The following is a 20,893-nucleotide window of genomic DNA, read 5'->3' on the forward strand; positions in this document are numbered from 1 at the left end:
TCCTTAAGACTTGACCGCTCCGGAGATTCCCTCGACGAAGGAGCGCTGCATGAAGATGAAGAGCACCACTACCGGGACGATCGAGATCACGCCGGCCGCGGCCATTCCCGACCAGTCGGTAGCGGTCTCCCCGACGAACGCCTGCATGCCGACGCTCACGGTCCGGAGATCGGGCCGGCTGAAGGTGAACACCAGCGGCAGGAAGAAGGCGTTCCAAGTGGTGATGAAGGTGAGTACTGCGACGGTCGCGGTGACCGGCATCGCCAGCGGCAGCATCACCGAGAAGAACGTCCGAACGAAGCCGGCGCCGTCGACGAGCGCGGCCTCCTCGAGCTCCCGCGGAATCTGCCGGAAGTAGCCGTAGTAGATCAGGATCGCCGACACGTAGGCCCCGCCGCTGAGCGCCAGGATCATTCCGCCCAGTGAGTCGATCAGGTGCAGCTGCATGGAGATCTTGACCACCGGGATGATCGTGTAGCCGGTGGGTACGAACAGCGTCGCGACCAGCACCCCGAGGAAGATCCTGGAACCGCGGAATCGGTAGCGGGCCAGGACATAACCGGCGGTCGCGCAGCGGATGGTGACGATCACGACCGTGATCACCGTGACGACCACGGTGTTGATCAGGTACCGGCCGAAGTGCGCGTCGTTCCACGCCCGCGTGTAGTTGTCCCAGACGAACTTCGAGGGCCACAGCTTGAGGCCGCCGGTGAACATCTCCATGTTGTCCTTGAGCGACGCCGACAGCATCCACAGGAACGGGAAGATCCACAGCACCGCGATGCCCACCAGGACGATCGCAGCGATCCACCAGGGGAGCCGGCGCAGCAACCGCCGCTGCCGATCCGTGCGTACGGCGACTTCCGCGCTCATCGCTGTTCTCCTCTCAACCGGCGGCCGGCGTACACGCCCCACAGCTGGACCGCGCCGACGATCGCGACCAGCAGGCCGAAGATCACCGCGGCCGCGGACGCGTGCCCGAGTTGCGGGATCGGGGCGGCGAACGCCCACCGGTAGATGTAGATCTCGATGATCTCGGTGTGGAAGTACGGGCCCCCCGCGGTCAGCGTGTACATCAGATCGAAGTTGTGGAACGTCTCCTCGACCGTCAGCACGGTGATGATGATCAGGAACGGCTTGAGCATCGGCAGCGTGATGTACCGGAACAGCTGCCAGGTGCCGGCGCCGTCGATCTTGGCCGCCTCGTACAACTCGTACGGGATGGTCTGCAGCGCAGCGAGCCAGTAGATCATCGTGACGCCGAAGAACTTCCAGATGTACAGCACAGCCGCTGTCGGTAGCGCCAGATGCTGCCCACCCAGGAAGTCCACGCCGCCACCGCCGAGCTTCATCAGCAGGGAGTTGATCGGCCCGGTGCCGGGATCCAGGATGAACCGCATCACCACGCCGATGATCGCCGTGGTGGTCACCACCGGGATGAAGAACGCCGATCGCAGGACGCCGATCAGCGGCAGCTTCGGATTGTTGAGAATCATTGCCACCAGCAACGTCAGTAACACCCGGGCCGGTACCACCAGCAGCATGAAGAACAGCGTGATCTTGAACGAGTTCCAGAACAGCGGATCGGCGAAGACCTCGCGGTAGTTGCTCAGGCCAACGAACTTCTGGTCGGCGTCGAAACCGTTCCACTCGACCAGCGAGTACCAGTAGCTCGCGATGATCGGATAGATGGTGTAGATGCCGTAGAGCACGACGGTCGGCAGCAGGAAGATCCAGATCCAGGTGGTCTTCTTCCACCCGTGACGTGGTCGTTCGGGGCGATCGACGGCCGAAGCGCGGGTCTGCCGCCGGGTGAGTTGTACGGCTCTGCTCGTCATCGCGGGCTACCTGATCTGGCTGATCGCGAACGTGCGGGGATCGCTGCCCAGCCGGTTGCCGTTCTCCAGCGCGGTGATCGACGCGAGCTCGTCGTCGGTCAACTCGAAGCCGTCCAGCTCGAAGTTGGCGCGGATCCGCTCGGCGTTGACCGATTTCGGAATGACGATGTGTCCGCGGTGCAGATGCCACCGCAGGACAACCTGGGCCGGCGTCACCCCGTGATCGCTCGCGATCGACGCCAGGACAGGGTGATCGAGGTCGCCGCCCTGACCGAGCGGTGAGTACGACGTGACCGCGATCGACTGCTTCCGGCACAGCTCGGTCAGCTCATGCTGCTGATAGCTGGGATGCAGCTCGATCTGGTTGACCGCCGGGACGACCGAGGCCTCCTTCGCCAATCGGTCCAGGTGTTCGGGCAGGAAGTTCGACACACCGATAGCTCGCACCCGTTCATCGATGTAGATGCGCTCCAGAGCACGCCAGCTGTCGACATAGCGATCGACTGTCGGATTGGGCCAGTGCACGAGATACAGATCGGCGTAGTCCAACCCCAGGCGCTGCAGCGTTTCGTCGTACGCCTTGAGCGCCGACTCGTACCCGTGCTCCCCGTTGCGCAGCTTCGTCGTGACGAACAGTTCTGAACGGGGAAGTCCGCTCGCCCGTACGGCGGCGCCCACACCGGCCTCGTTGTTGTACGCCGCCGCAGTGTCGATGTGCCGGTACCCGATCTCGAGCGCCTGCTCGACCGCGGACTGGGTGTCGCCCGGCGGGACCTGGAAGACGCCGAAACCGCGCTGCGGAATCCGTACGCCGTTGTTCAGCGTGATCACGTCGGCTCCACGATCAGCAACGATGCCGACGGCAACGGCAGCGAGACCTCCAGCGAGAGGTCACCGTCCACCTCGACCTGTCGTTCAGGCTCGAACTCCTCGAGACCTTGCCGGGCGTGGATCGCGGCCAACTGTTCCGCCGTCGGATCCTGCGGTGAACCGAGCTGCTGCCAGACGGTGAACGAGTTGCTGTGATCGGCGTCGATGCGCAGATGCCGCAACCGGTACGAGCCGGCCGGCAGATTGCGGATCGTGACGCTCACCGAGGTCAGGTCATCACTGGTCTGGTACTGGTCGTCGGTGTGACGCCAGACCATCACTGCGACACTTCCGTCCTCCGAGCGGGAGGCGAGGGCGTCGACTTCCTCGGGCATGCTGCTGCCGTCGGTGTGGTCGAGTTCGCCGACCTGCCAGGCCGCATCCGAGGTCGTGCGCAGCCGATCCTGACCGAGTACTGAGAGCATCCGATAGGCGTTGAGGAACGGCTTTTCGACGCCACCGGCGGTGAGGAACGACCGGGTGCCTTCGAAGTACCGCTCGGCTTCGAAGTAGAAGCTCCAGGAGGTGGCGTAGGCGACCTTGGCCGGCTCGGTGGCGTTCAGGTCGAGGATCTTCTTCATCAGCTTCGCCTGGAAGACCGGGTAGTACTCGGTGTTCTGGAAGCTGTAGTTGCGGTTGTCGTAGCGTCCGAAGTGCGCCGGCACCGCGGCGTCGCATTCGTCGACGATCACCGGCAGCTCGGCGTACGCCAGGTAGGAACCGATGAGCCGGTTGAACTCGCGCAGGTCGTACAACATCTTCGTCGACGACGGGCTGAGCAGCTCGGTCGCCGGCTCGGAGAACGGCCGGTAGTCGCGGGTCGGGAAGTGGCAGCCCTTGGTGTGGTACGAGATGAAGTCCAGCGGCTCGTCACGCTGCGAGGTGTAGTCGAGGAAGCCGCGCAGGAAGTTCAGGCCGCCGCTGGTGACGGCCGGTCCGCCGACCTTTGCCTCGGGCAACACAGCCCGGATCGCTTGCACCGTTGCGGTGTAGAGCTCGTTGTACTGCTCGAGGGTGCCGCGCCAGTAGAAGATGTCCGGCTCGTTCCACAGCTCCCAGAGCCAGGTCTTCACCTCGTCCTCGCCGTACCGCTCGATGCAGTGCTGAACGGTGGCGCCGATCAGGCCCGCCCACTTGGCGTTGTCCTTGGGTGGATATCCCCAGGCGCCTGCCTCGTAGTTGGTGTACGCAGTGGGGCTGGACACGACGGTCAGCTCAGCGGCCTCGGGTGGCAGGAGATCCCGCGGGGTGAAGCCGAGCTCCACCAGCAGGTGATGACCGGCGCCGACGATCGCGTCGTACGCCTGGTCCAGCAGCGTGAAGTCGTAGTACGGATTGCCGTCGGCGTCTTCGTGGTAGACGTTGCCGGAGCTCCAGTGCGGGATGCCGAAACCGCTGCCGGAGCAGTACATGTAGTGCGGCCGGACGAAGTAGCCGCTGCCGGAGAAGTCGGCGAAGGTCTGCAGCAGCCGCTTACCGGTGGGCATGTACGTCCAGTTGAACTCGTCGTACCCGAAGCTCTCCCAGATGCGCGCGAGCGGACCTTCGCTCGCCGCGGCGTCGACCGCGATGGTCGCCGCGCTGACGTGCGGCGCGTCGGGAATCCGGGGAGCGGCCGGCGGGAACGGGCCGAGGGACGTACGCCCGGTGTGAACCGCTGTCTCGGTGGTCATCGTCGTCGTGACCTCTCTCTGCCCTGGTGATCGGGCTGCCTCACGGTCGGCCGACTTCGGCGCCGGCACTGTGCCGCTCTGCCTGAGTGGAGGTTCCGAGTCTGCTCTTGCCATTGATTTACTGTCAATGACTTACTGTTTACAATCTACAGAGAGGCGCGACGGAGGATAGAGTCGTCCTGCTTCGGATACCGGCGGTAGCTGCCTTGAGGAGGTGGTCGGCATGATCCCCGACGACGTCGTGTCCCCGCTGCCGTCGCAGCGCGGTCTCGGTGATCTGGTGACCGACGTGCTCCGGGAGATGATCACCGGCGCCAAGTTCCAGCCGGGTCAGCACCTCAAGGAGACCGAGCTGGCCGAGGCGCTCAAGGTCAGCCGTGGACCGATCCGGCAGGCGCTCGCCCGGCTCGAGGAAGAGGGTCACGTCGAGATCCGCCGGCACCGCGGGGCGTTCGTCAGCACCTTGACCAGGACCGATGTCGAGGAGGTGCACACTCTCCGCGGCGCCATCGAGCGGCTTGCCGCCGGCCGCGCGTGTACGCGGATGCAGGGTGAAGGATTCGCCGAGATGGACGCGGTCCTGGAGCAGATGAAGAGCGTCGACACCAAGATCGATCCGGAGGACGCCGTCCGGCTGGACCTGCAGTTCCACGACATCATCTACGCGTACTGCGACCATGCCCGGGTACAGCGGGTCTGGGAGTCGATCCGTGGTCAGGTGACGGTCTTCCTGCGGGCGCGCAACGCGAGCTTTCCGGACTTCCTCGACGTCGGCTACAGCGAGCACAAGGAACTGCGGGACGCCTTGGCCCTGGGCGACCCGCAGGCCGCCCAGGACGGAATCGACAAGCACATCATCGGGGCGTACGAACGACTGAAGCGGCTCAACCTGCCGGACCGCTGAGGGTCAGGCCGGGCGCCCGAGCCAGGTCTCGAGGGCTGCGGTCATGCCGTCGAGATCGTCGTTGTCGGTGCACCAGGCGATGTGTCCGTCCGGGCGCAGCAGGAGCGCGGCAGGCGTGCCGGGAGAGACCGGCTTGGCGTTGACGACCTGGAGGCGGTCGGACCACGGGGCGGCGACGTCGCGGAGGTGGGTCGAGTCGGTGAGGTTGAGGAGGACGGCTTTGCCGTCGTGGAGGTGTTCGCCCAGGCGGGTGCCGTCGGCAAGCTCCAGGTCGGGCGCCGAGGTCCCGACGAGGTCGTGGTCGGAGCCGAAGTCGTAGCGCTGCCAGACGCCGGAGAGCTTCTTGGCCAGGTACGTCGATCCGTCGGCGGTGACCAGGAGATCACCGATCACCTGGCGAAGGGCGCGGGCGTGGCGGTCGGTCCGCATGATCGTGATCTGGGCCCGGGTCCAGTCGAGGACCCACTCGCCGATCGGGTGCCGTTCGGCCGTGTAGGTGTCGAGCAGGCCGTCCGGAGCCCAGCCGTTGATGGTGGCGGCCAGTTTCCAGCCGAGGTTGATGGCGTCGCCGATGCCCAGGTTGAGGCCCTGGCCGCCGAACGGGGAGTGCACGTGCGCGGCGTCGCCGGCCAGCAGCACGCGGCCCTTCCGGTACGTCGTTGCCTGGCGCGCGTTGTCGGTGAAGCGGGTCGCGGTGATGACCTTGGTGACCGTGACCTCGGCGCCGGTCACGTTGCGGAGGCTGGCCTGCAGCTCGGCCGCGGTGATCGGTGCGTCGCGGTCGATCGGCGGACCGTCGAATTCCACCGTGAGGATCCGGCCCGGGATCGGGCCGTAGGCGTAGATGCCGGTGTCGGTGCTGTTCCAGCCCAGGGTCAGTCCCTCGGCGCCTTCCAGCTCGACCATCGCCTGGTGGCCGGTGATCTCGGGATCGGTGCCGACGAAGTCGAATCCGGCCAGCTTGCGGACGATGCTCCGGCCGCCGTCGCTGCCGACGAGCCACCCGGCCGACACCTCGTCGTCGCCGAGCATGACCCGCACACCGTCGTCAGTGGCCGAGAAACCGGTCAGCTCGACACCCCGGCGTACGTCGACGCCCAGTTCCGCGGCGCGCTCGGCGAGCACCTGCTCGACGGTCTGCTGCGGGACCAGGAAGATCCCGGCGGCCGGCCCGGCGTCGCGGAATTCGGGATCGGCGAAGTCGACCTTCTCCGCGCCGATCAGGATCCCGCCGAAGTGCCCGGCGATCGGCGGTCGTTTCATCGGTGCGGCGCCGGCCGGACGGGCGAACTGCTCCAGCATTCGCTGCTGGTGCTCCTGCAGCGTGGGCAGGAAGCCCCGCCGGTACAGCGCCTCCGCGGTGGGCAGGGTGATCGAGCCGGCCTTGATCGTCAGATCCGGTTCGGTCAGGCGCTCGACCACCAGCACGTCCACTCCGGCCAGCCGCAGCTCGCAGGCAAGCATCAGTCCCACCGGCCCGGCGCCGGCCACCACTACGTCGTAGTCCATCTCAGCTCCCAGATCGTCGTTGGTGAATAGTGTACTCGGTCCAAATTTATGTCGAGTATGCTATCTGCCATGGATGAGCGGCTCGGCCTGCGGGAGCGGAAGAAGCGGGAGAGCCGGCGCCGGATCGCGGACATCGCGTCCGGGCTGTTCATCGAGCGCGGGTTCGACAACGTCACGATCGCCGAGGTCGCGGAAGCGGCCAGCGTGGCGCGGATGACGGTCTTCAATTACTTCCCGCGCAAGGAGGACCTGTTCCTGGATCGGCAGGCGGACCTGGTCGACGATCTCAGCCGGGCCATCCGCGACCGTGAGCCCTCCGAATCGGTGGTTGCCGCGGTACGACGCTTTCTGCACGAGCTCCTGGCGACGGGGCACCCGCTGTCCGGCACCCGGGACGGGTCCGAGTACTTCTACCGGATCGTCGATGCGAGTCCTGCGCTCGTACGCCGTACTCTCGAGCACACTCGTGAAATGGCCGAGTCGCTGACCGAGCTGCTCGAGTCCGAGGTCGAGCCCGGAGTGCAGGCCGCGATCGTCGCCAACTTCGTCGCGACCGCCGTCACGATCGTGCCGCGCATCGCCGTCGACAAGCTGATCGCCGGACGACCCGGCGATGAGGTACGCCGCGAGCAGGTCGAGGTCATCGATCAGACCTTCGATCTGCTCGAAGGCGGGATCGCCACCTACGGGCGCTGAGTTCCGGAACCAGTTCCGGAACCGGCAGGGGGTGTTGGTGAGCGAGTCCGCACCCTAGAGTCGCCCTGCTTGTCAAGGCTTTCCACCGAGGTTGGAGGGTTTGTGAGGCGAACTCTTGGGTTGGCGGTTGTGGTCGGGGTGGTGGCTGGTGGGCTTGCCGCGGGCGGAGTGCCGGCGGCGGCTCAGCGTGGGGCGGTGGTGAGTGGAACGTACTCCAGCGGCTCTGCGCAGACGTGGCAGCCGTTGCCGTCGACGTACGTCGGGGGTGACCAGAACGGCCCTGTCGACGCGACGGTGGTGGTCGATCCGAGCACGCTCCGGCAGAAGTACTCCGGGGTCGGGTTCTCGTTGGACGAGACCAGCGTCTCCAATCTCTGGAAGCTGACGCCGGCCGAACGCGAGCGGGCGGTCAAGCTGCTGGTCGATCCGAAGAGCGGCGCCGGATTCGACCGGTTCCGGCTCACGATCGGGAGTCCGGACCTGATCGAGCATCTGCCGTTCTGGTCGTACGACGAGTTGCCGGCCGGCGTGACCGAGGACCGCGGCCTGAAGTACTTCTCGATCAGGCGGGACGTGGATCTGCACATCGTGGACACGGTGAAGCTGATCCAGAAGTACAACCCGCGGGCGACGTTCTTCGCGTCGGCGTGGAGTGCGCCGGCCTGGATGAAGACCAACAACCGGTTCACCGGCGAGGTCGCGTTGAAGCCCGGGAGTACGACGGACTACTACCAGGTGGGCAAGCTCCGCGACGACTGCATCGACGTGTTCGCGAAGTACTACGTGAAGTACCTGCAGGCGTATGCGAAGTACGGGATCAAGGTCGATGCGCTGACGTTGCTGAACGAGCCGGGGATCGATGTGGTGTACCCGGCGATGGACATCAGCGTCGAGCAGCAGCAGAAGCTGGCCGTGGCGATCAAGCAGGAGGTCCGCCGGGCCGGGCTGCACACAGATCTGTACGTGCACGACTTCAACTTCTGGGACTGGCGCGACCCGAACAGCACCGAGACCAAGAACTACTACCGGATCTTCAACGACCCGAAGGCCGAGAAGGCCGCGGACGCGATCGCGTTCCATCCGTACTGGGGTGACCCGACGGTGATGCGGGACGCGTTCGAGCAGTTCGGGAAGCCGGTGCACATGACGGAGACAAGTGACTTGTCGCCGGCAACGATTCTGAACTACTTCCGGCTCGACGCGTCGTCGTACATCCTGTGGGCGCAGACGACCGACCAGGACGGCGGCACCCTGCACTGGACACCGGCGCGGGACAACAACGTCGACTGGGAAGAGGTCGGACGTACGACGAAGTGGCCGAACCGACTGGTCACCGTCAACACGAACACCAAGACGTTCACGGTGCGGGACGAGCTGTACGCGATGGGGCAGTTCGCGAAGTACCTGGGGCCTGAGCACACGCGGGTCGAGTCGAGCGCGACAGCCAACGGCATCAGCAACGTGGTCTACAAGGATGCCCAAGACAACTTCGTCGCGATCGTTGGCAACTCCAATGCAGCTGCCAGCAAGGTCCGCGTCACCCTGGCCGGGAAGTCGTTCACGGTGACGGTCCCGGCGAACTCCTATGCGACGTATCGCTGGCACGGTGACGTCCCCTCGACGCGTCACAATCACGCGCCGGTGTTGCAGGCCGCCCCCGATGTCGTCGCTGATCAATACGCGACGACCGAGCTGCAGCTCAAGGCAACCGATCGCGACAACGACAAGCTCGCCTACTACTCGACCGACCTGCCGGGCGGGGTCAGTCTCAACGGCAACACCTTGACCATTCACCCGACGGTTGCCGGAGTGCAGGACATCAAGGTGCGTGTCACCGACGGCGCGGCGCACGACGAGATCACGGTGCACGTGACCACCAGGCCGCACGGTGCGCCGGTGGGGGAGACGGTGGAGGCGGAGTCGTACGTCGCCCAGCACGGCTGGACCGACGGCGGCGCCAACTTCATCGAGAGCAACCCCGCGGCGAGCGGTGGGAAGAACGTGGGGTGGACCGCGCCGGGCAACTGGCTGCAGTACCGCGTCGACATCGCGCAGGCCGGCACGTACAACCTCGAACTGCGGGTCGCCAACGGCACCGGCGCCCCCGCCCCGGATGCGATCTCGGTCCGCGACGGCACAGACCAGACCCTGACGAAAGCCACGGTCCCGGACACCGGCGGTTGGGGCAACTATCAGTCGATCACCACGCAGCTCACCCTCCCAGCCGGCGACCAGCTGATCACCGTGTACTGCGAAACCGGAGGCTTCAACCTCGACTACCTCCGACTCACCAGCTGACGGAGTTGGTCAGGAATCGAGAAGCGTTGTGGGTTGGTGGTGCCTAGTTTGAAGGCATGACAAATCTTCAGGGTGTGGTTCTGGAAGTGGCCGACGTCGTTGCGGCCGAGCGGTTTCTGGCGGATGCCTTCGGGCTGGATGACCGTGTGCGGGTCAGTGAGTCGAGCGCGGAGACGACTGGTTTCCGTGGGTTCACGCTGTCGCTGACCGTGGGGCAGCCGAGCACGGTGACCAGCTTGTTCGAGTCCGCGGTCGCTGCCGGCGCGACGGTGGTGAAGCCGGCGACGAAGTCACTGTGGGGGTACGGCGGCGTGCTGCAGGCGCCGGACGGGACGATCTGGAAGGTGGCCACGTCGGCGAAGAAGGACACCGGTCCGGCGACGCGTGAGATCGACGCCGTCGTACTGCTGCTCGGTTGCGAGGATGTGGCCGAGAGCAAGAAGTTCTACGTGGACCACGGACTGACCGTGGCGAGGAGCTTCGGGCGCAAGTACGTCGAGTTCGACGCCACCGGGCCGGTGAAGCTGGGCCTGTACGGCCGCAAGGCGCTGGCCAAGGACGCCGGCGTACCGGTCGAAGGCAGCGGCTCGCACCGGATCGCGCTCAGCATGGACGCAGGCAGCTTCGTCGACCCGGACGGCTTCGCCTGGGAGCCTGCGCAGAACCTGGCCCAGTCCTAGCGGGAGTGCCGGACCCGTTCGTCGGCGGCGGTCATCAAGGTGGCCATCGCGGACTGGGCCGCGGTGGGGTCGCCCTGCTCGATCGCGGTGAAGACGGTCTCGTGCTCGGTGAGCGTCGCCTCCATCGTGCCCGGGACGCGGAGCGTCCGCTCGAACCACTCGGTGAGCAAGGACTGCAGGCTCTTGAGCAGGCTCAGCAGTACGTCGTTCTGCGCGATGGTGGCGATCTCGAGGTGGAACGCCAGGTCGGCGACGGCGAACGCCTCGACGTTGTTGCCGGCGGCACGCATCTCGTCGACGTGAACCCGGAGGCGCTCGATGTCGGCGTCCTTGGCGCGGGCGGCGGCCAGCCGGGCGGCGAGCAGCTCGAGATGTTCGCGGACCTCGACCAGGTCCGCGACCTCGGGCTCGCCCAAGGCGAGGCTCAGCTCGAGGGCCTTCGCGAGTAATTGGGTGCTGTCCGCGCGGAGGTAGGAACCCGAGCCGGGCCGCACTTCGACCAGGCCGAGCAGCTCGAGCGCGGTGATCGCCTCGCGCAGCGTCGAGCGCCCGACGCCGAGCATCTGGGCGAGGTCGCGTTCGGACGGGAGCCTGGCGCCGACCGGGAACTGTTCGGCGCCGAGTTGCTGGATCAGCTGGCGGGCGACCAGGCTGGCGGTCGACAGCCGCTCGACCGGCCGGAACCGGGTCCGGATGAACGGTGTGTTCTGCCCCTCGGTCACTGAGCCCCCTCAGATCCTCAGCATTCTCGTGACCACCCGATCGAGCTCAGTGTCGTCGAAGATGCGCTTCCAGTCGTCCTTGATGATCGTCTCGCGGCCGTAGGTTATCGCGATCTCACACGCCTCGGAGAACGCATGCGACCCGCGCAACGCGTTCGTGAGCGCAATCTGGACATGCCCGTAGAGGATCGCCCGGGCAGCCGGTTCGGGTACGCCGACCGTGTTCACCGTCTCGTCCAGCGCGTCCTTCAACAGCGTGCCGACCATGCAAGCGACTGTTTCGACCAGCGTTGGCTCCAGTACGGCGAGCTGCTTCACGGTGACCCAGTGCACGTCGAGAACCGGCCCGTAGATGACCCGGACAACCTCCTCGACCCGATCCCGGCTGGCCGGCTCGTCGACCGCCGCGACGACATCCTGTGGCGCGCTGATCCCGCCGAACGTGTCGGCCCACTGCTCCGCGCTGGTCCGTTCGAGGAACACCGACGGGTGGCACGGATGCGCAACCGCCTGAACAACCCCCGAGCGGGTAGCGAGCAACCCGGCGTGCGCCGCGGCCGGATCGAGCGTGAGCAGAACCGTGCCGTCCCGCATCAGCGGAACGAGTTCGTGCGAGACCTCACCGAGCACCGTGTCCGGTGTCGCGAGTACGACGACATCCGCCTCCGGCACGGCTTCGACGGCAGTCGTCACCGCACGCCCCGCCGCGGTCACCCGCTCGATGCCGGCCGCGGACGTCTCGCAGTACAGGGCGCCGTACGGACTGGCGTCGAGATTCGCCGAGACTCGCAGGCCCATGCGGCCACCCGCTCCGATGACGACGACCGTCTGCTGCTGCGCGCTCATGGCACCCTCCTGGATCGGGTGGGGGGAAGAACCCCGAATGTAGGTCGCCAAGCCTGAACCGGTCAACTGGTTGACCAATTTGTATGAAACGTGTCAATCTGTGGCTTCCAGGCGGCGCTCGACACCCCGCAGACCGGGGGCACCGCGTCTTTGAAACGTCCCCTGAGGGGTCTTCGTGTCTGATCACGTCTCTGCCGTTTACGAGCTCGAGAGCGCGGTTCCGCTGGAACGTGCCGCCGAAGTGATCGCCGGTGAGCAGTCCTGCGGCACCTTCGTCCGGGTCGCCCGCGAGAGCGACGAGCTGCGCGCCCGGCACGCGGCGCAGGTCGTCAAGATCGAGGAGCTGCCGCCCAGCGGACGGCCACCGCTTCCCGGCATGATCGGCGACCCCCGCCAGGTCAGCCGCGGTCGGGTCACGATCGAGTTCCCGCTGGCGAACTTCGGCCCCTCGATCCCGAATCTCCTCGCGGCCGTCGCCGGCAACCTGTTCGAACTGCGCGACGTCGGCGCGCTCCGCCTCGTCGACCTGGAGCTGCCGAGCGCCTTCGCCGGCCGGTACGCCGGACCGCGGTTCGGGATCGACGGGACGAGGCGCCTGCTCGACCGGCCCGACGGCCCGATGATCGGCACGATCGTCAAGCCGAGCATCGGCCTCAGCGGTGCGCAGCTCGCGCAGCTCGTGACCGAGCTCGGCGACGCCGGCATCGACTTCATCAAGGACGACGAGCTCCAGGGCAACCCACCCGGCCTGCCGCTGCCGGAGCGGATCCGCGTGGTGACCGACGCGCTGAAGAAGGTTGCTGACCGCAACGGCCGGATGCCGATGTACGCGTTCAACATCACCGACGACCTCGACCGCCTGGAGGCGAACCACGACGCGGTCCTCGCGGCCGGCGGCACCTGCGTGATGGTCTGCGTGAACATGGTCGGCCTCGCCGGGCTGGAGTACCTGAGCCGGCGTACCCAACTGCCGATCCACGGGCACCGGGCGATGTACGGCGCCTACGCGCGCTCGCCCCAGCTCGGCATCGACTACCACGCCTGGCAGAAACTCGCCCGGCTCGCGGGCGCGGATCACCTGCACACCAACGGGTTCTCGAACAAGTTCTACGAGACGGACGACGAGGTACTCGCGTCCATCTCGGCGGTGCGGGCGCCGCTGCTCGGCGGGTACGAAACGCTGCCCGTGCTGTCCTCGGCGCAGACCCCCGGGCTGGCCCACCTGACCTACGAGCGAACGCGGACCACCGACCTGCTGGTGCTCTCAGGCGGCGGGATCCACGGTCACCCGCAGGGCTCGGCCGCCGGCGTACTCGCGATGCGCGAGGCCTGGGACGCGGCGACCTCGGGCGAGCCGCTGGACGAGCGGGCGGCCAAGATCCCTGCGCTGGCTGCCGCGCTGGACACCTTCGGGAGGCCGACATGACAGTGGCGGGCTTCTACGGCGACGACTTCACCGGCTCGGTCGACGCTTTGCTGCAGTTCCGGCGCGCTGGGCTGTCGGGTGTCCTCGTGACTGGACCCGGGGTCGAGCTCGACGAGCGCACCGACGTGGTCGGGATCGCTGGTACGGCGCGATCCTTACCGACCGAGCAGATGGCGGCCGAGGTCGTTCCTGCGCTGCGGAGGCTCCGCGCATTGGGCCCGAGGATCGTTCAGTACAAGGCCTGCTCGACCGCCGACTCGGCGCCGCACACCGGCAGCATCGGCCGCGTCCTCGAGCTGGCGGTCGAGCTCTTCCCCGAAGCACCGGTGCCCATCGTCTTCGCCCAGCCTGATGCCGGCCGGTACACGTTCTTCGGTCATCACTTCGCGCGCGACGACGGTGTCGTGTACCGCCTCGATCGGCAGCCGACGATGAGTTCACATCCGGTCACGCCGGTGCACGAGTCCGATCTGCGACGGCATCTCTCCGAGCAGACCGCACTCGAGCTGGGCAGTCTCCATTGGCCGTCGTACGACGGCCCGGTGCTGATGGACTCGGACGAGCCGGGTGTGGTTTGTGACGCGATCAGCGATGAGCACTTGGACCGGTTGGCTCAGGCGATCCTCGAGAGTCGAGGGCAGCGGTTCGTCATCGGGTCTGGCGGGATCAGCGGTGCGATCGGTCGGCGTGTGGACATCGCCGAGCGCCTGCCACCGCTCACGACGGAAGCCGAGGCGCCTGCCGGTCCCACGCTTGTTCTGAACGGGAGTCGGTCGCGGCTGACCCGCCGGCAGGTCGACGCGGCCGCCGCCGCGGGGTGGTTCGTGCTGGACCTGTTCGCCGCCGGTACGCCGGAACGCGTCGAGGCAGCCCTGGCAGCCGGGGCCGGAGTGCTGGTGGACTCCTCGATCACCCGTCGAACCGTTCCCAGCGCGGAGGTCGAAGACAGGCTCGCCGCGATCGCCGATCTGAGCCTGCGACAACGCGACACCCGTCTCGTTCTCTCCGGTGGCGACACCTCCGGCAACGTACTGCGTCGCCTCGGGGTGGAACGGCTGCGCATCGTGGCTCAGCCCTGGGGCAATGTCGCGCTCTGCCAGGCCAGTGGTCCGGACCCACATCTGCAGAACGTCGAGCTCGTCCTCAAGGGCGGGCAGATGGGACATGTCTCCCTCTTCGACGACATCCGCCTCGGTCGCCCCTTGAAGGAGGCTGCATGCTCACCGACACCGGTGCCAGCGCTCACGCACGAATGACCTCGATCTCAACCGTCTCGCTCGCAGGCGACGGACCCTTGGCAGCGCTGCACCACCGGGCCCTGACCGTCACCATCCCCTCGATGGGCGCGATCATGCTCGACCCGGCCACCTCGCACGCCGACGAGAACTTCCGGGTGGCCGCCGGCGACGTACCGGGCGAGCACCAGGGGCCGCCGTTCATGGACGGTGATCTCTACAAGTGGCTCGAGGCGGCAACCGTCTCGAAGGACCCCGAGCTGCAGGCAACTGTCGCGGAGGCAGCCAAGCTCATCGCCCGGGCGCAACGCGCGGATGGGTACCTGCACACCAGTACCCAGATCGCCGGTGCCGAACCGCTTTCCATCGGCACCGATTTCGAGACGTACAACTTCGGTCACCTGATGACGCTGGCCTGCATTCACCATCGCGTCACCGGCGACGGCGCCCTGCTGGCCGTCGCGGCCAGGATCGCCGACTTCCTCGCAGTCCAGCGCCCCGAGCAGCTTGCCGAGTGCAACGTCTGCCCGTCGCACTACATGGGCGTCGTCGAGCTGTATCGCGTCACGGGTGAGCGCCGGTACCTCGAGCTCGCGAAGACCCTGCTCGACCTGCACGGCGGCAAGGGCGGCGCGGGTACAGACGACAACCAGGACGTCCTGCCCGTACGCGACCAACGCCGAGCAGTCGGTCACGCGGTCCGCGCCAACTACTTGTACGCCGGGATGGCCGACTACGCCGTCGAGACCGGGGACGAGACGGTCATCGCCGCGCTGGAAAGCATCTGGGACGACCTGGTGTCGAGCAAGCTCTACGTCACCGGCGGCTGCGGTGCCCTGTACGACGGCGCCTCGCCCGATGCCGGCCAGGACTACTACTCGGTGACGAAGGTGCACCAGTCGTACGGCCGCCCGTATCAGTTGCCGCAGACAACGGCGTACAACGAGTCGTGCGCGTCCCTCGGCCTGGTGTTCTGGGCCTGGCGGATGCTGATCCGCACCGGCGACGCGAAGTACGCGGACGAGATCGAGCGGGTGCTGTTCAACGCGCTCCCCGCGATGGTCGGGTACGACGGCAAGACGTACTTCTACGTGAACCCGCTCCGGCAGGTCCGCGACCTCACGTACCCGCTGCGCCGGCCGGGTGACCCGAAGGACGTGGCGCCGCCGCCGTCGGACCAACGCGAACGCCAGGAGTACATGCAGGCCTGTTTCTGCTGCCCGCCGAACATCGCCCGCGTCAGCGCCGAGCTGCCGTACTACGTCTACGCGGAAGGCGATGACGAGCTCTGGATCCACCAGTTCGTCACCAGCGACGTCCGCACGACCTTCAACGGCGTACCCGTGACGGTGCGCCAGCAGACGGACTACCCGGTCTCCGGCGACATCGAGCTGACGGTCGAGGCGGAGCGCCCGGTGCGCGGCCGCCTGCGCATCCGCGTGCCGGGATGGGCCGACAGCATCGAGATCGACGGCCCGACCACGACGGACCGCGGGTACGCCGTCCTCGACCGCGAATGGCATCGCGACACGGTCGCCGTGAAGATCCCGCTCCGGCCCCGCCTGCTGACCGCGCACCACTTCGTCGAGGAGGCGACCAACCAGGTGTGCGTCGTCCGCGGCCCGGTCGTCTACTGCCTGGAGACGGCCGACCTGAACGGAGTCGGTGTCGAAAACATCGCCATCCCGCAGGACGCGAACATCGAGGTCACGCCGGGCAGCGGCATGTTCGCTGGTCACGCCCTCCTCCAGGTCGATGCCGCCGTCCTCCCCGGCTCACAAGGTCCGCTGTACGCCGAGCTCGACCAGACGCCCGCCAGTTCCGCCGCCCTGCAATTCGTTCCGTACGGCCTGTGGGCCAACCGCGGACACGGCGAGATGACCGTCTGGTTGCCGTTGATCCGCACCTTCGAGAGGAGCGTCGTATGACGCGCATCGCCTTCCTGCACACCGGAGCCGTCGTCATCCCCACCTTCGCCGGTCTCGCCGCCGAGCTGCTGCCGGACGTCGAGGTGCAGAACCTGCTCGACGACAAGATCGTCGGCGACCTCGGCCGGGGTGTGGCCGCCGAGCAGATCGAGCAGCGGCTGGCCGATCTCGGCGGCGCCGCGGTCGCAGCCGGGGCGGAGGCCGTCATGTTCACCTGCTCGTCCATCTCGCAGTACGCCGGACCGCTGTCGGATCGTCTCGGCGTCCCGGTGTACCGCGTCGACGAGGCGATGGCTGACGAAGCCGTCCAAGCCGGTGAACGGGTGAGCGTCATCGCCACGCTGCAGACCACCGTGCAGCCGACGGCCGCACTCCTGCGTGAGCGGGCCGAGCTGCTCGGGCGCGACGTCCAGATCGAGGAGACCGTCGTACCGGATGCCTTCGAGGCCGCTGTGGCCGGGGATCGCGAGCGTCACGATGCACTGGTCGCGGCCGCCATCAAGGATCGTGCCGCCGCGAGCGATGTCGTCGTTCTCGCGCAGGCGTCGATGGCGTCAGCCGCAGTGGGCCTCGACGTGGCTGTGCCGGTGCTGACCAGCCCGAAGAGCGGCGTACGCCGGCTTGCCGAGCGGCGGTCGTGATGGAACCGCTCATCGGACTCCAGATCGGTGCGATCTCGTTCGCCGACGAAGGGGTCGAGGTGATCGACCTCCTGGCCGAGAAGGCCGGGGTGACAGCGCTGTTCGTCGCGACCCAGGCGTTCGACCGGGGCGTCCAGGGTCGTCAGATCAAAGGCCGGCCGCACCCAGGTCACGGTCCGAACGACTTCGACGACGACCACTGGGGCGGGTCGTACGTCACCCAGCACGCCGAGCACTACCGCGGCTCGGTCCTGCAGCCGTATCGCGCGCCGGATCGCGACGTCGAGGGGTACGACGTACTCGCGTCGGTGATCCCGAAGGCCAAGGAACGCGGCCTGCAGACGTACTCGTTCGTCCTCGAGAACAGCCACTCGGGCCTGACGCGGTATGTCCCCAACTGGTCCAAGGTGCTCCAGATCGACGCCTGGGGCCGCAGCGACAGCTACGCCTGCGTGCGCAACCCGGACTACATCGCCTGGTGGCTGAGCCTGGTCGAGGATCAGGTCAGGCACTACGAACTCGACGGCATGATGTTCGGCTCGGAGCGCAACGGGCCGCTCGGCAACGTCCTCGAGGACGGCGGGTTCGCCCGCGACGGACGCCCGTACTGCTTCTGTTCGTACTGCGTTGCGGCGGGCGAACGCCGCGGTATCGACAGCCGCCGCGCGGCCGAGGGGTACGTGAAGCTCTACGAGCTCGCTCGCGACGACGGTGACGCGAGTTTCATCCGGTTCCTGCGGTTGTTGCTGACCTATCCGGAGATCATGGCCTGGGAGCAGCTGTGGCACGAAGGCTACGAGGAGCTGCAGAAGCGCCTGTACGGCGCGGTGAAGTTCCTCGCCCCCGACGTACAGGTCGGATGGCATGTCTGGCACCACAACACGTTCTCGCCGCTGTACCGCGCCGAGATGGACTACACCCGGATCCGTGAGTACTCCGACTTCGTGAAGCCGGTGATGTACAACAACTGCGCCGGCTACCGGCTGCACCATCACATCTCGGCCTGGCGGCGCAGCATCTTCCGGGAGATCGACGAGCAGACGGTGTACGACCTGTTCCGCCAGTCGCTCGGGTACGACGAAGCGATGCCGTTCGATGAGCTGCCCGGGCGCGGACTGTCCACGGACTACGTACGCCGTGAGACGACCCGCACGTTGAAGGCGATCGACGGACGGGCGCGGGTCTATCCGGGACTCGATGTGAATATCCCGACCCCGCCCCACGTCAAGCAGACCGGGCCGGACGACATCGCCGAATCCTTGACCACTGCCCTCGACGCCGGGGCGGACGGGGTCATCCTCTCGCGGAAGTACTCCGAAATGGCACTCGACAACCTCGAGGCCGTCGGCACCACCCTGCGCCACCGCGCACCCGAAGCACAGCAGCAACCAGCGCAAGGGAGAACAGCATGAACTTCACAAGAAGCCAGCGGCCGGCTGTTTGGTGTGCCGCGCTTTGTTCGCTTGCCCTCGTCGTCTCCGCCTGTGGGGGCGGTGGTGGGTCGGCGAGCGGCTCTGATGTCAAGGACGGCAAGGCTCTCTCGGTTCTGGTGACGACCGAGAACACGTCCGTCCCCGCCGAGCTCAAGTCGCTTGCCAACGGCAAGTGCAAGACCGAGGCGACGGCGCTGCCGCTGGACATCCAGCAGTCGCCGAGCGCCGACATCCAGCAGAAGATCCAGCTGCTCGCCGGACAGGACGCGCTGCCGTCGCTGTTTGCCGCCGGCAACTCGTTCATCGACAAGGGCGGTGACCTGCAGAAGAACGGCCAGGTCCTCGACCTGGACAAGGCCCTCACCGACCTCGGTGTGAACGACAAGATCACCCCGGCGGCGAAGTCCACGCTGCAGCAGCTGTACAGCGGCACGATCCCCTCGCTGCCGTTCCAGTACAACATCGAAGGCATCTGGTACAACAAGAAGATCTTCGCCGAGCAGCACATCGCCGTACCGACGACGTGGGGCGAGCTGCTCGCGGCGGCCGACAAACTCAAGGCGGCCGGTATCACGCCGTTCACCGCCTCCGGTGGCACCAGCTGGACCATCAGCCGCTGGGTCGGGGCGTACCTGTTCCGCTCGCTCGGCACCAACGCCATGCTCGACGTCAAGGAGCACAAGACGAAGCTGACCGACCCGCAGTACGTCGCGGCCGCGCAGGCGATCCAGGACCTGGGCAGCAAGAAGTACTTCACCGACGGCATCAGCGGCATCGACTACGACACCGCGAACAACCAGTTCCTCACCGGTAAGGCCGCGATGATGTACATGGGCAGCTGGTTGCTTGCCCTGGTCAACGATCCGAGCAAGAACAAGATCGGCGACGCGGTCGGTCTGATGCCGTTCCCGGCGGTCGAGGGCGGCAAGGGTGACATCAACGCCTACCCGGCGAACACCGGTGCGCCGACGTCGGTGAACCCGAAGCTGTTCGGCCCGAAGACCCAGGCCTGGGTGAAGTGCATCGCGACCAACTACGCCTCCGACTCGATGGAGCAGTCGGGTACCTTCTCGGGCTTCGTGATGGACCACCCGGTGAAGAACATCCCGCCGCTGACGGCCGACGTACAGCAGCGGATCGACAAGTCGACGTCGACGGTGCTCTGGTTCGAGGCGCTCTTCAACAACAAGGCGAACCAGGACGCCGGGGCGTACGTCGTCAAGCTCCTCACCGGGAGCATGTCCGCGGCCGACTACATGGGCCTGCTGCAGAAGGATCTCGACACCGCGCAGTAAGGAGACCTCGATGGAATCGGTGCTGGGGAACAAGAAGGCGGTCGCGGTCCTGCTCGGGCCGGCGTTGATCTTCTTCGTCGGCGTGATCGCCGTCCCGGTGGTCTGGTCGTTCGTCTACAGCCTGTACACCGGCAACGTCATCCGCGGCTTCACGTTCGTCGGGATGGCCAACTTCACCAGGCTGTGGCACGATCCCGAGGCACACCAGGCGTTCTGGTTCACGCTCAAGTACGCGCTGGTCGTCACGGTCGGCCAGATCCTGCTCGGCTACGCGCTCGCGCTGCTGTACGTCTTCGTCCTGCGCCGGGCCTCGACGCTGGTGCGGACAATGGTGTTCTTCCCTGTCGTCCTGCCGACGGTCTCGGTGAGCCTGCTGTTCAGCCGGTTCTTCCAGTACGCGCCGACGGACGGCCCGATCAACTCCTTCCTGAAGGTGATCGGCGCCCAGCACGTGGACTTCCTCTCCGCCGGCGGTACGTCGTTCATCGTCCTGGTGGTGATGGACCTCTGGCGGACGCAGGGCTTCTACGCGGTCCTGCTGTACGCCGGGCTGGTGGAGATCCCCGACTCCGTCCTCGACGCCGCTCGCGTGGACGGCGCCGGCGGATGGCGGTTGGTGCGGCATGTCGTCGTACCGATGTCGCTGCCGGTGCTGTTCTCGGCAGTGATCTTCAGCTTCAACTCGTCACTGAAGGTGTTCGACTCCGTGCTCGCGCTCACGCGGGGCGGTCCGGGCAGCGACACGACACCGCTGAACCTGTTCATGTACAAGACGTCGTTCCTCAGCACCGACTACGGGTACGGCAGCACGATCGCCCTCCTGATCACCGGTGTCTGCCTCGTCGTCACGCTCGCCATCTTCCGATCCTCGCGCCGCGACCTGACGAAGGGCTGACACC

18 protein-coding genes are annotated in these 20,893 nt (G+C 66.8%); 11 read left to right on the forward strand and 7 right to left on the reverse strand.

Annotated features, from left to right (window positions below; all coding sequences use genetic code 11):
• Nucleotides 1-3: 3 nt before the first annotated feature.
• The 4 genes from OHA18_RS20330 to OHA18_RS20345 are packed head-to-tail and all read right to left on the reverse strand — an operon-like array spanning nucleotide 4 to nucleotide 4,381.
• A complete protein-coding gene (locus tag OHA18_RS20330; RefSeq protein ID WP_329005732.1) occupies nucleotides 4-873 on the reverse strand; it encodes a carbohydrate ABC transporter permease in 870 nt (289 codons plus the stop codon).
• A complete protein-coding gene (locus tag OHA18_RS20335; RefSeq protein WP_329005733.1) occupies nucleotides 870-1,838 on the reverse strand; it encodes a carbohydrate ABC transporter permease in 969 nt (322 codons plus the stop codon). Before OHA18_RS20335 ends, OHA18_RS20330 begins: the two co-directional genes overlap by 4 nt.
• Nucleotides 1,839-1,844: 6 nt before the next feature.
• The gene (locus OHA18_RS20340) at nucleotides 1,845-2,669 is read right to left on the reverse strand and encodes an aldo/keto reductase (protein ID WP_329005734.1); all 825 of its coding nucleotides are present in this window, start codon (nucleotides 2,667-2,669) and stop codon (nucleotides 1,845-1,847) included.
• Nucleotides 2,666-4,381: a GH39 family glycosyl hydrolase gene (locus OHA18_RS20345; protein ID WP_329005735.1), complete on the reverse strand. Its 1,716-nt coding sequence runs from the start codon at nucleotides 4,379-4,381 to the stop codon at nucleotides 2,666-2,668. Before OHA18_RS20345 ends, OHA18_RS20340 begins: the two co-directional genes overlap by 4 nt.
• A 223-nt stretch (nucleotides 4,382-4,604) precedes the next feature.
• Between OHA18_RS20345 and OHA18_RS20350 the strand changes: the two genes are divergently transcribed.
• A complete protein-coding gene (locus OHA18_RS20350; RefSeq protein ID WP_329005736.1) occupies nucleotides 4,605-5,285 on the forward strand; it encodes a GntR family transcriptional regulator in 681 nt (226 codons plus the stop codon).
• Nucleotides 5,286-5,288: 3 nt separating this feature from the next.
• Here OHA18_RS20350 and OHA18_RS20355 read toward each other — a convergent pair whose 3' ends face one another.
• A complete protein-coding gene (locus OHA18_RS20355; RefSeq protein ID WP_329005737.1) occupies nucleotides 5,289-6,794 on the reverse strand; it encodes an FAD-dependent monooxygenase in 1,506 nt (501 codons plus the stop codon).
• 69 nt (nucleotides 6,795-6,863) lie between these two features.
• Here OHA18_RS20355 and OHA18_RS20360 point away from each other — a divergent pair, with 69 nt between their 5' ends.
• The 3 genes from OHA18_RS20360 to OHA18_RS20370 all read left to right on the forward strand — a co-directional run bounded on the left by OHA18_RS20360 (nucleotide 6,864) and on the right by OHA18_RS20370 (nucleotide 10,468).
• Complete coding sequence (locus OHA18_RS20360) at nucleotides 6,864-7,490, forward strand: TetR/AcrR family transcriptional regulator (protein WP_329005738.1); 627 nt, start codon at nucleotides 6,864-6,866, stop codon at nucleotides 7,488-7,490.
• Nucleotides 7,491-7,592: 102 nt separating this feature from the next.
• Nucleotides 7,593-9,788: a carbohydrate-binding protein gene (locus tag OHA18_RS20365; protein ID WP_329005739.1), complete on the forward strand. Its 2,196-nt coding sequence runs from the start codon at nucleotides 7,593-7,595 to the stop codon at nucleotides 9,786-9,788.
• A gap of 56 nt (nucleotides 9,789-9,844) precedes the next feature.
• Nucleotides 9,845-10,468, forward strand: coding sequence for a glyoxalase (locus OHA18_RS20370; protein WP_329005740.1), 624 nt, complete (start codon nucleotides 9,845-9,847; stop codon nucleotides 10,466-10,468).
• On the opposite strand, the gene OHA18_RS20375 is transcribed toward OHA18_RS20370, so the two are convergent.
• Nucleotides 10,465-11,190 (reverse strand): FadR/GntR family transcriptional regulator, encoded by a 726-nt coding sequence (locus OHA18_RS20375; protein WP_329005741.1) that lies wholly within the window; start codon nucleotides 11,188-11,190, stop codon nucleotides 10,465-10,467. The genes OHA18_RS20370 and OHA18_RS20375 overlap by 4 nt on opposite strands.
• Nucleotides 11,191-11,199: 9 nt before the next feature.
• Nucleotides 11,200-12,036 (reverse strand): phosphogluconate dehydrogenase C-terminal domain-containing protein, encoded by an 837-nt coding sequence (locus OHA18_RS20380; RefSeq protein WP_329005742.1) that lies wholly within the window; start codon nucleotides 12,034-12,036, stop codon nucleotides 11,200-11,202.
• Nucleotides 12,037-12,211: 175 nt separating this feature from the next.
• On the opposite strand from OHA18_RS20380, the gene OHA18_RS20385 reads away from it, so the two are divergent.
• Genes OHA18_RS20385 through OHA18_RS20415 form a run of 7 tightly spaced genes read left to right on the forward strand, consistent with a single transcriptional unit; the run spans nucleotide 12,212 to nucleotide 20,889 of the window.
• Nucleotides 12,212-13,462, forward strand: coding sequence for a RuBisCO large subunit C-terminal-like domain-containing protein (locus OHA18_RS20385; protein WP_329005743.1), 1,251 nt, complete (start codon nucleotides 12,212-12,214; stop codon nucleotides 13,460-13,462).
• Nucleotides 13,459-14,718, forward strand: a complete 1,260-nt coding sequence (locus OHA18_RS20390) for a four-carbon acid sugar kinase family protein (RefSeq protein WP_329005744.1) — start codon at nucleotides 13,459-13,461, stop codon at nucleotides 14,716-14,718. The genes OHA18_RS20385 and OHA18_RS20390 overlap by 4 nt, the downstream gene beginning before the upstream one ends.
• Nucleotides 14,679-16,625 carry a glycoside hydrolase family 127 protein gene (locus OHA18_RS20395; RefSeq protein WP_329005745.1) on the forward strand — a complete coding sequence of 649 codons (1,947 nt, stop codon included), beginning with the start codon at nucleotides 14,679-14,681 and terminating at the stop codon, nucleotides 16,623-16,625. The genes OHA18_RS20390 and OHA18_RS20395 overlap by 40 nt, the downstream gene beginning before the upstream one ends.
• A complete protein-coding gene (locus OHA18_RS20400) occupies nucleotides 16,622-17,266 on the forward strand; it encodes an aspartate/glutamate racemase family protein (protein ID WP_329005746.1) in 645 nt (214 codons plus the stop codon). Before OHA18_RS20395 ends, OHA18_RS20400 begins: the two co-directional genes overlap by 4 nt.
• The gene (locus OHA18_RS20405; protein ID WP_329005747.1) at nucleotides 17,266-18,678 is read left to right on the forward strand and encodes a hypothetical protein; all 1,413 of its coding nucleotides are present in this window, start codon (nucleotides 17,266-17,268) and stop codon (nucleotides 18,676-18,678) included. The genes OHA18_RS20400 and OHA18_RS20405 overlap by 1 nt, the downstream gene beginning before the upstream one ends.
• The gene (locus OHA18_RS20410; RefSeq protein ID WP_329005748.1) at nucleotides 18,675-19,994 is read left to right on the forward strand and encodes an ABC transporter substrate-binding protein; all 1,320 of its coding nucleotides are present in this window, start codon (nucleotides 18,675-18,677) and stop codon (nucleotides 19,992-19,994) included. The genes OHA18_RS20405 and OHA18_RS20410 overlap by 4 nt, the downstream gene beginning before the upstream one ends.
• Nucleotides 19,995-20,004: 10 nt before the next feature.
• Complete coding sequence (locus OHA18_RS20415) at nucleotides 20,005-20,889, forward strand: carbohydrate ABC transporter permease (protein WP_329005749.1); 885 nt, start codon at nucleotides 20,005-20,007, stop codon at nucleotides 20,887-20,889.
• Nucleotides 20,890-20,893: the final 4 nt, after the last annotated feature.

Source organism: Kribbella sp. NBC_00709, assembly GCF_036226565.1.
Taxonomy (GTDB): Bacteria; Actinomycetota; Actinomycetes; order Propionibacteriales; family Kribbellaceae; genus Kribbella.

Bases quoted from the DNA above. Each gene is read 5' to 3' on its own strand.
- OHA18_RS20410 (WP_329005748.1), top strand. From the start codon at position 18,675: ATGAACTTCACAAGAAGCCAGCGGCCGGCTGTTTGGTGTGCCGCGCTT.
- OHA18_RS20370 (WP_329005740.1), top strand. From the start codon at position 9,845: ATGACAAATCTTCAGGGTGTGGTTCTGGAAGTGGCCGACGTCGTTGCG.
- OHA18_RS20405 (WP_329005747.1), top strand. From the start codon at position 17,266: ATGGAACCGCTCATCGGACTCCAGATCGGTGCGATCTCGTTCGCCGAC.
- OHA18_RS20345 (WP_329005735.1), bottom strand. From the start codon at position 4,381: ATGACCACCGAGACAGCGGTTCACACCGGGCGTACGTCCCTCGGCCCG.
- OHA18_RS20415 (WP_329005749.1), top strand. From the start codon at position 20,005: ATGGAATCGGTGCTGGGGAACAAGAAGGCGGTCGCGGTCCTGCTCGGG.
- OHA18_RS20335 (WP_329005733.1), bottom strand. From the start codon at position 1,838: ATGACGAGCAGAGCCGTACAACTCACCCGGCGGCAGACCCGCGCTTCG.
- OHA18_RS20380 (WP_329005742.1), bottom strand. From the start codon at position 12,036: ATGAGCGCGCAGCAGCAGACGGTCGTCGTCATCGGAGCGGGTGGCCGC.
- OHA18_RS20330 (WP_329005732.1), bottom strand. From the start codon at position 873: ATGAGCGCGGAAGTCGCCGTACGCACGGATCGGCAGCGGCGGTTGCTG.
- OHA18_RS20395 (WP_329005745.1), top strand. From the start codon at position 14,679: ATGCTCACCGACACCGGTGCCAGCGCTCACGCACGAATGACCTCGATC.
- OHA18_RS20390 (WP_329005744.1), top strand. From the start codon at position 13,459: ATGACAGTGGCGGGCTTCTACGGCGACGACTTCACCGGCTCGGTCGAC.
- OHA18_RS20360 (WP_329005738.1), top strand. From the start codon at position 6,864: ATGGATGAGCGGCTCGGCCTGCGGGAGCGGAAGAAGCGGGAGAGCCGG.
- OHA18_RS20350 (WP_329005736.1), top strand. From the start codon at position 4,605: ATGATCCCCGACGACGTCGTGTCCCCGCTGCCGTCGCAGCGCGGTCTC.
- OHA18_RS20355 (WP_329005737.1), bottom strand. From the start codon at position 6,794: ATGGACTACGACGTAGTGGTGGCCGGCGCCGGGCCGGTGGGACTGATG.
- OHA18_RS20400 (WP_329005746.1), top strand. From the start codon at position 16,622: ATGACGCGCATCGCCTTCCTGCACACCGGAGCCGTCGTCATCCCCACC.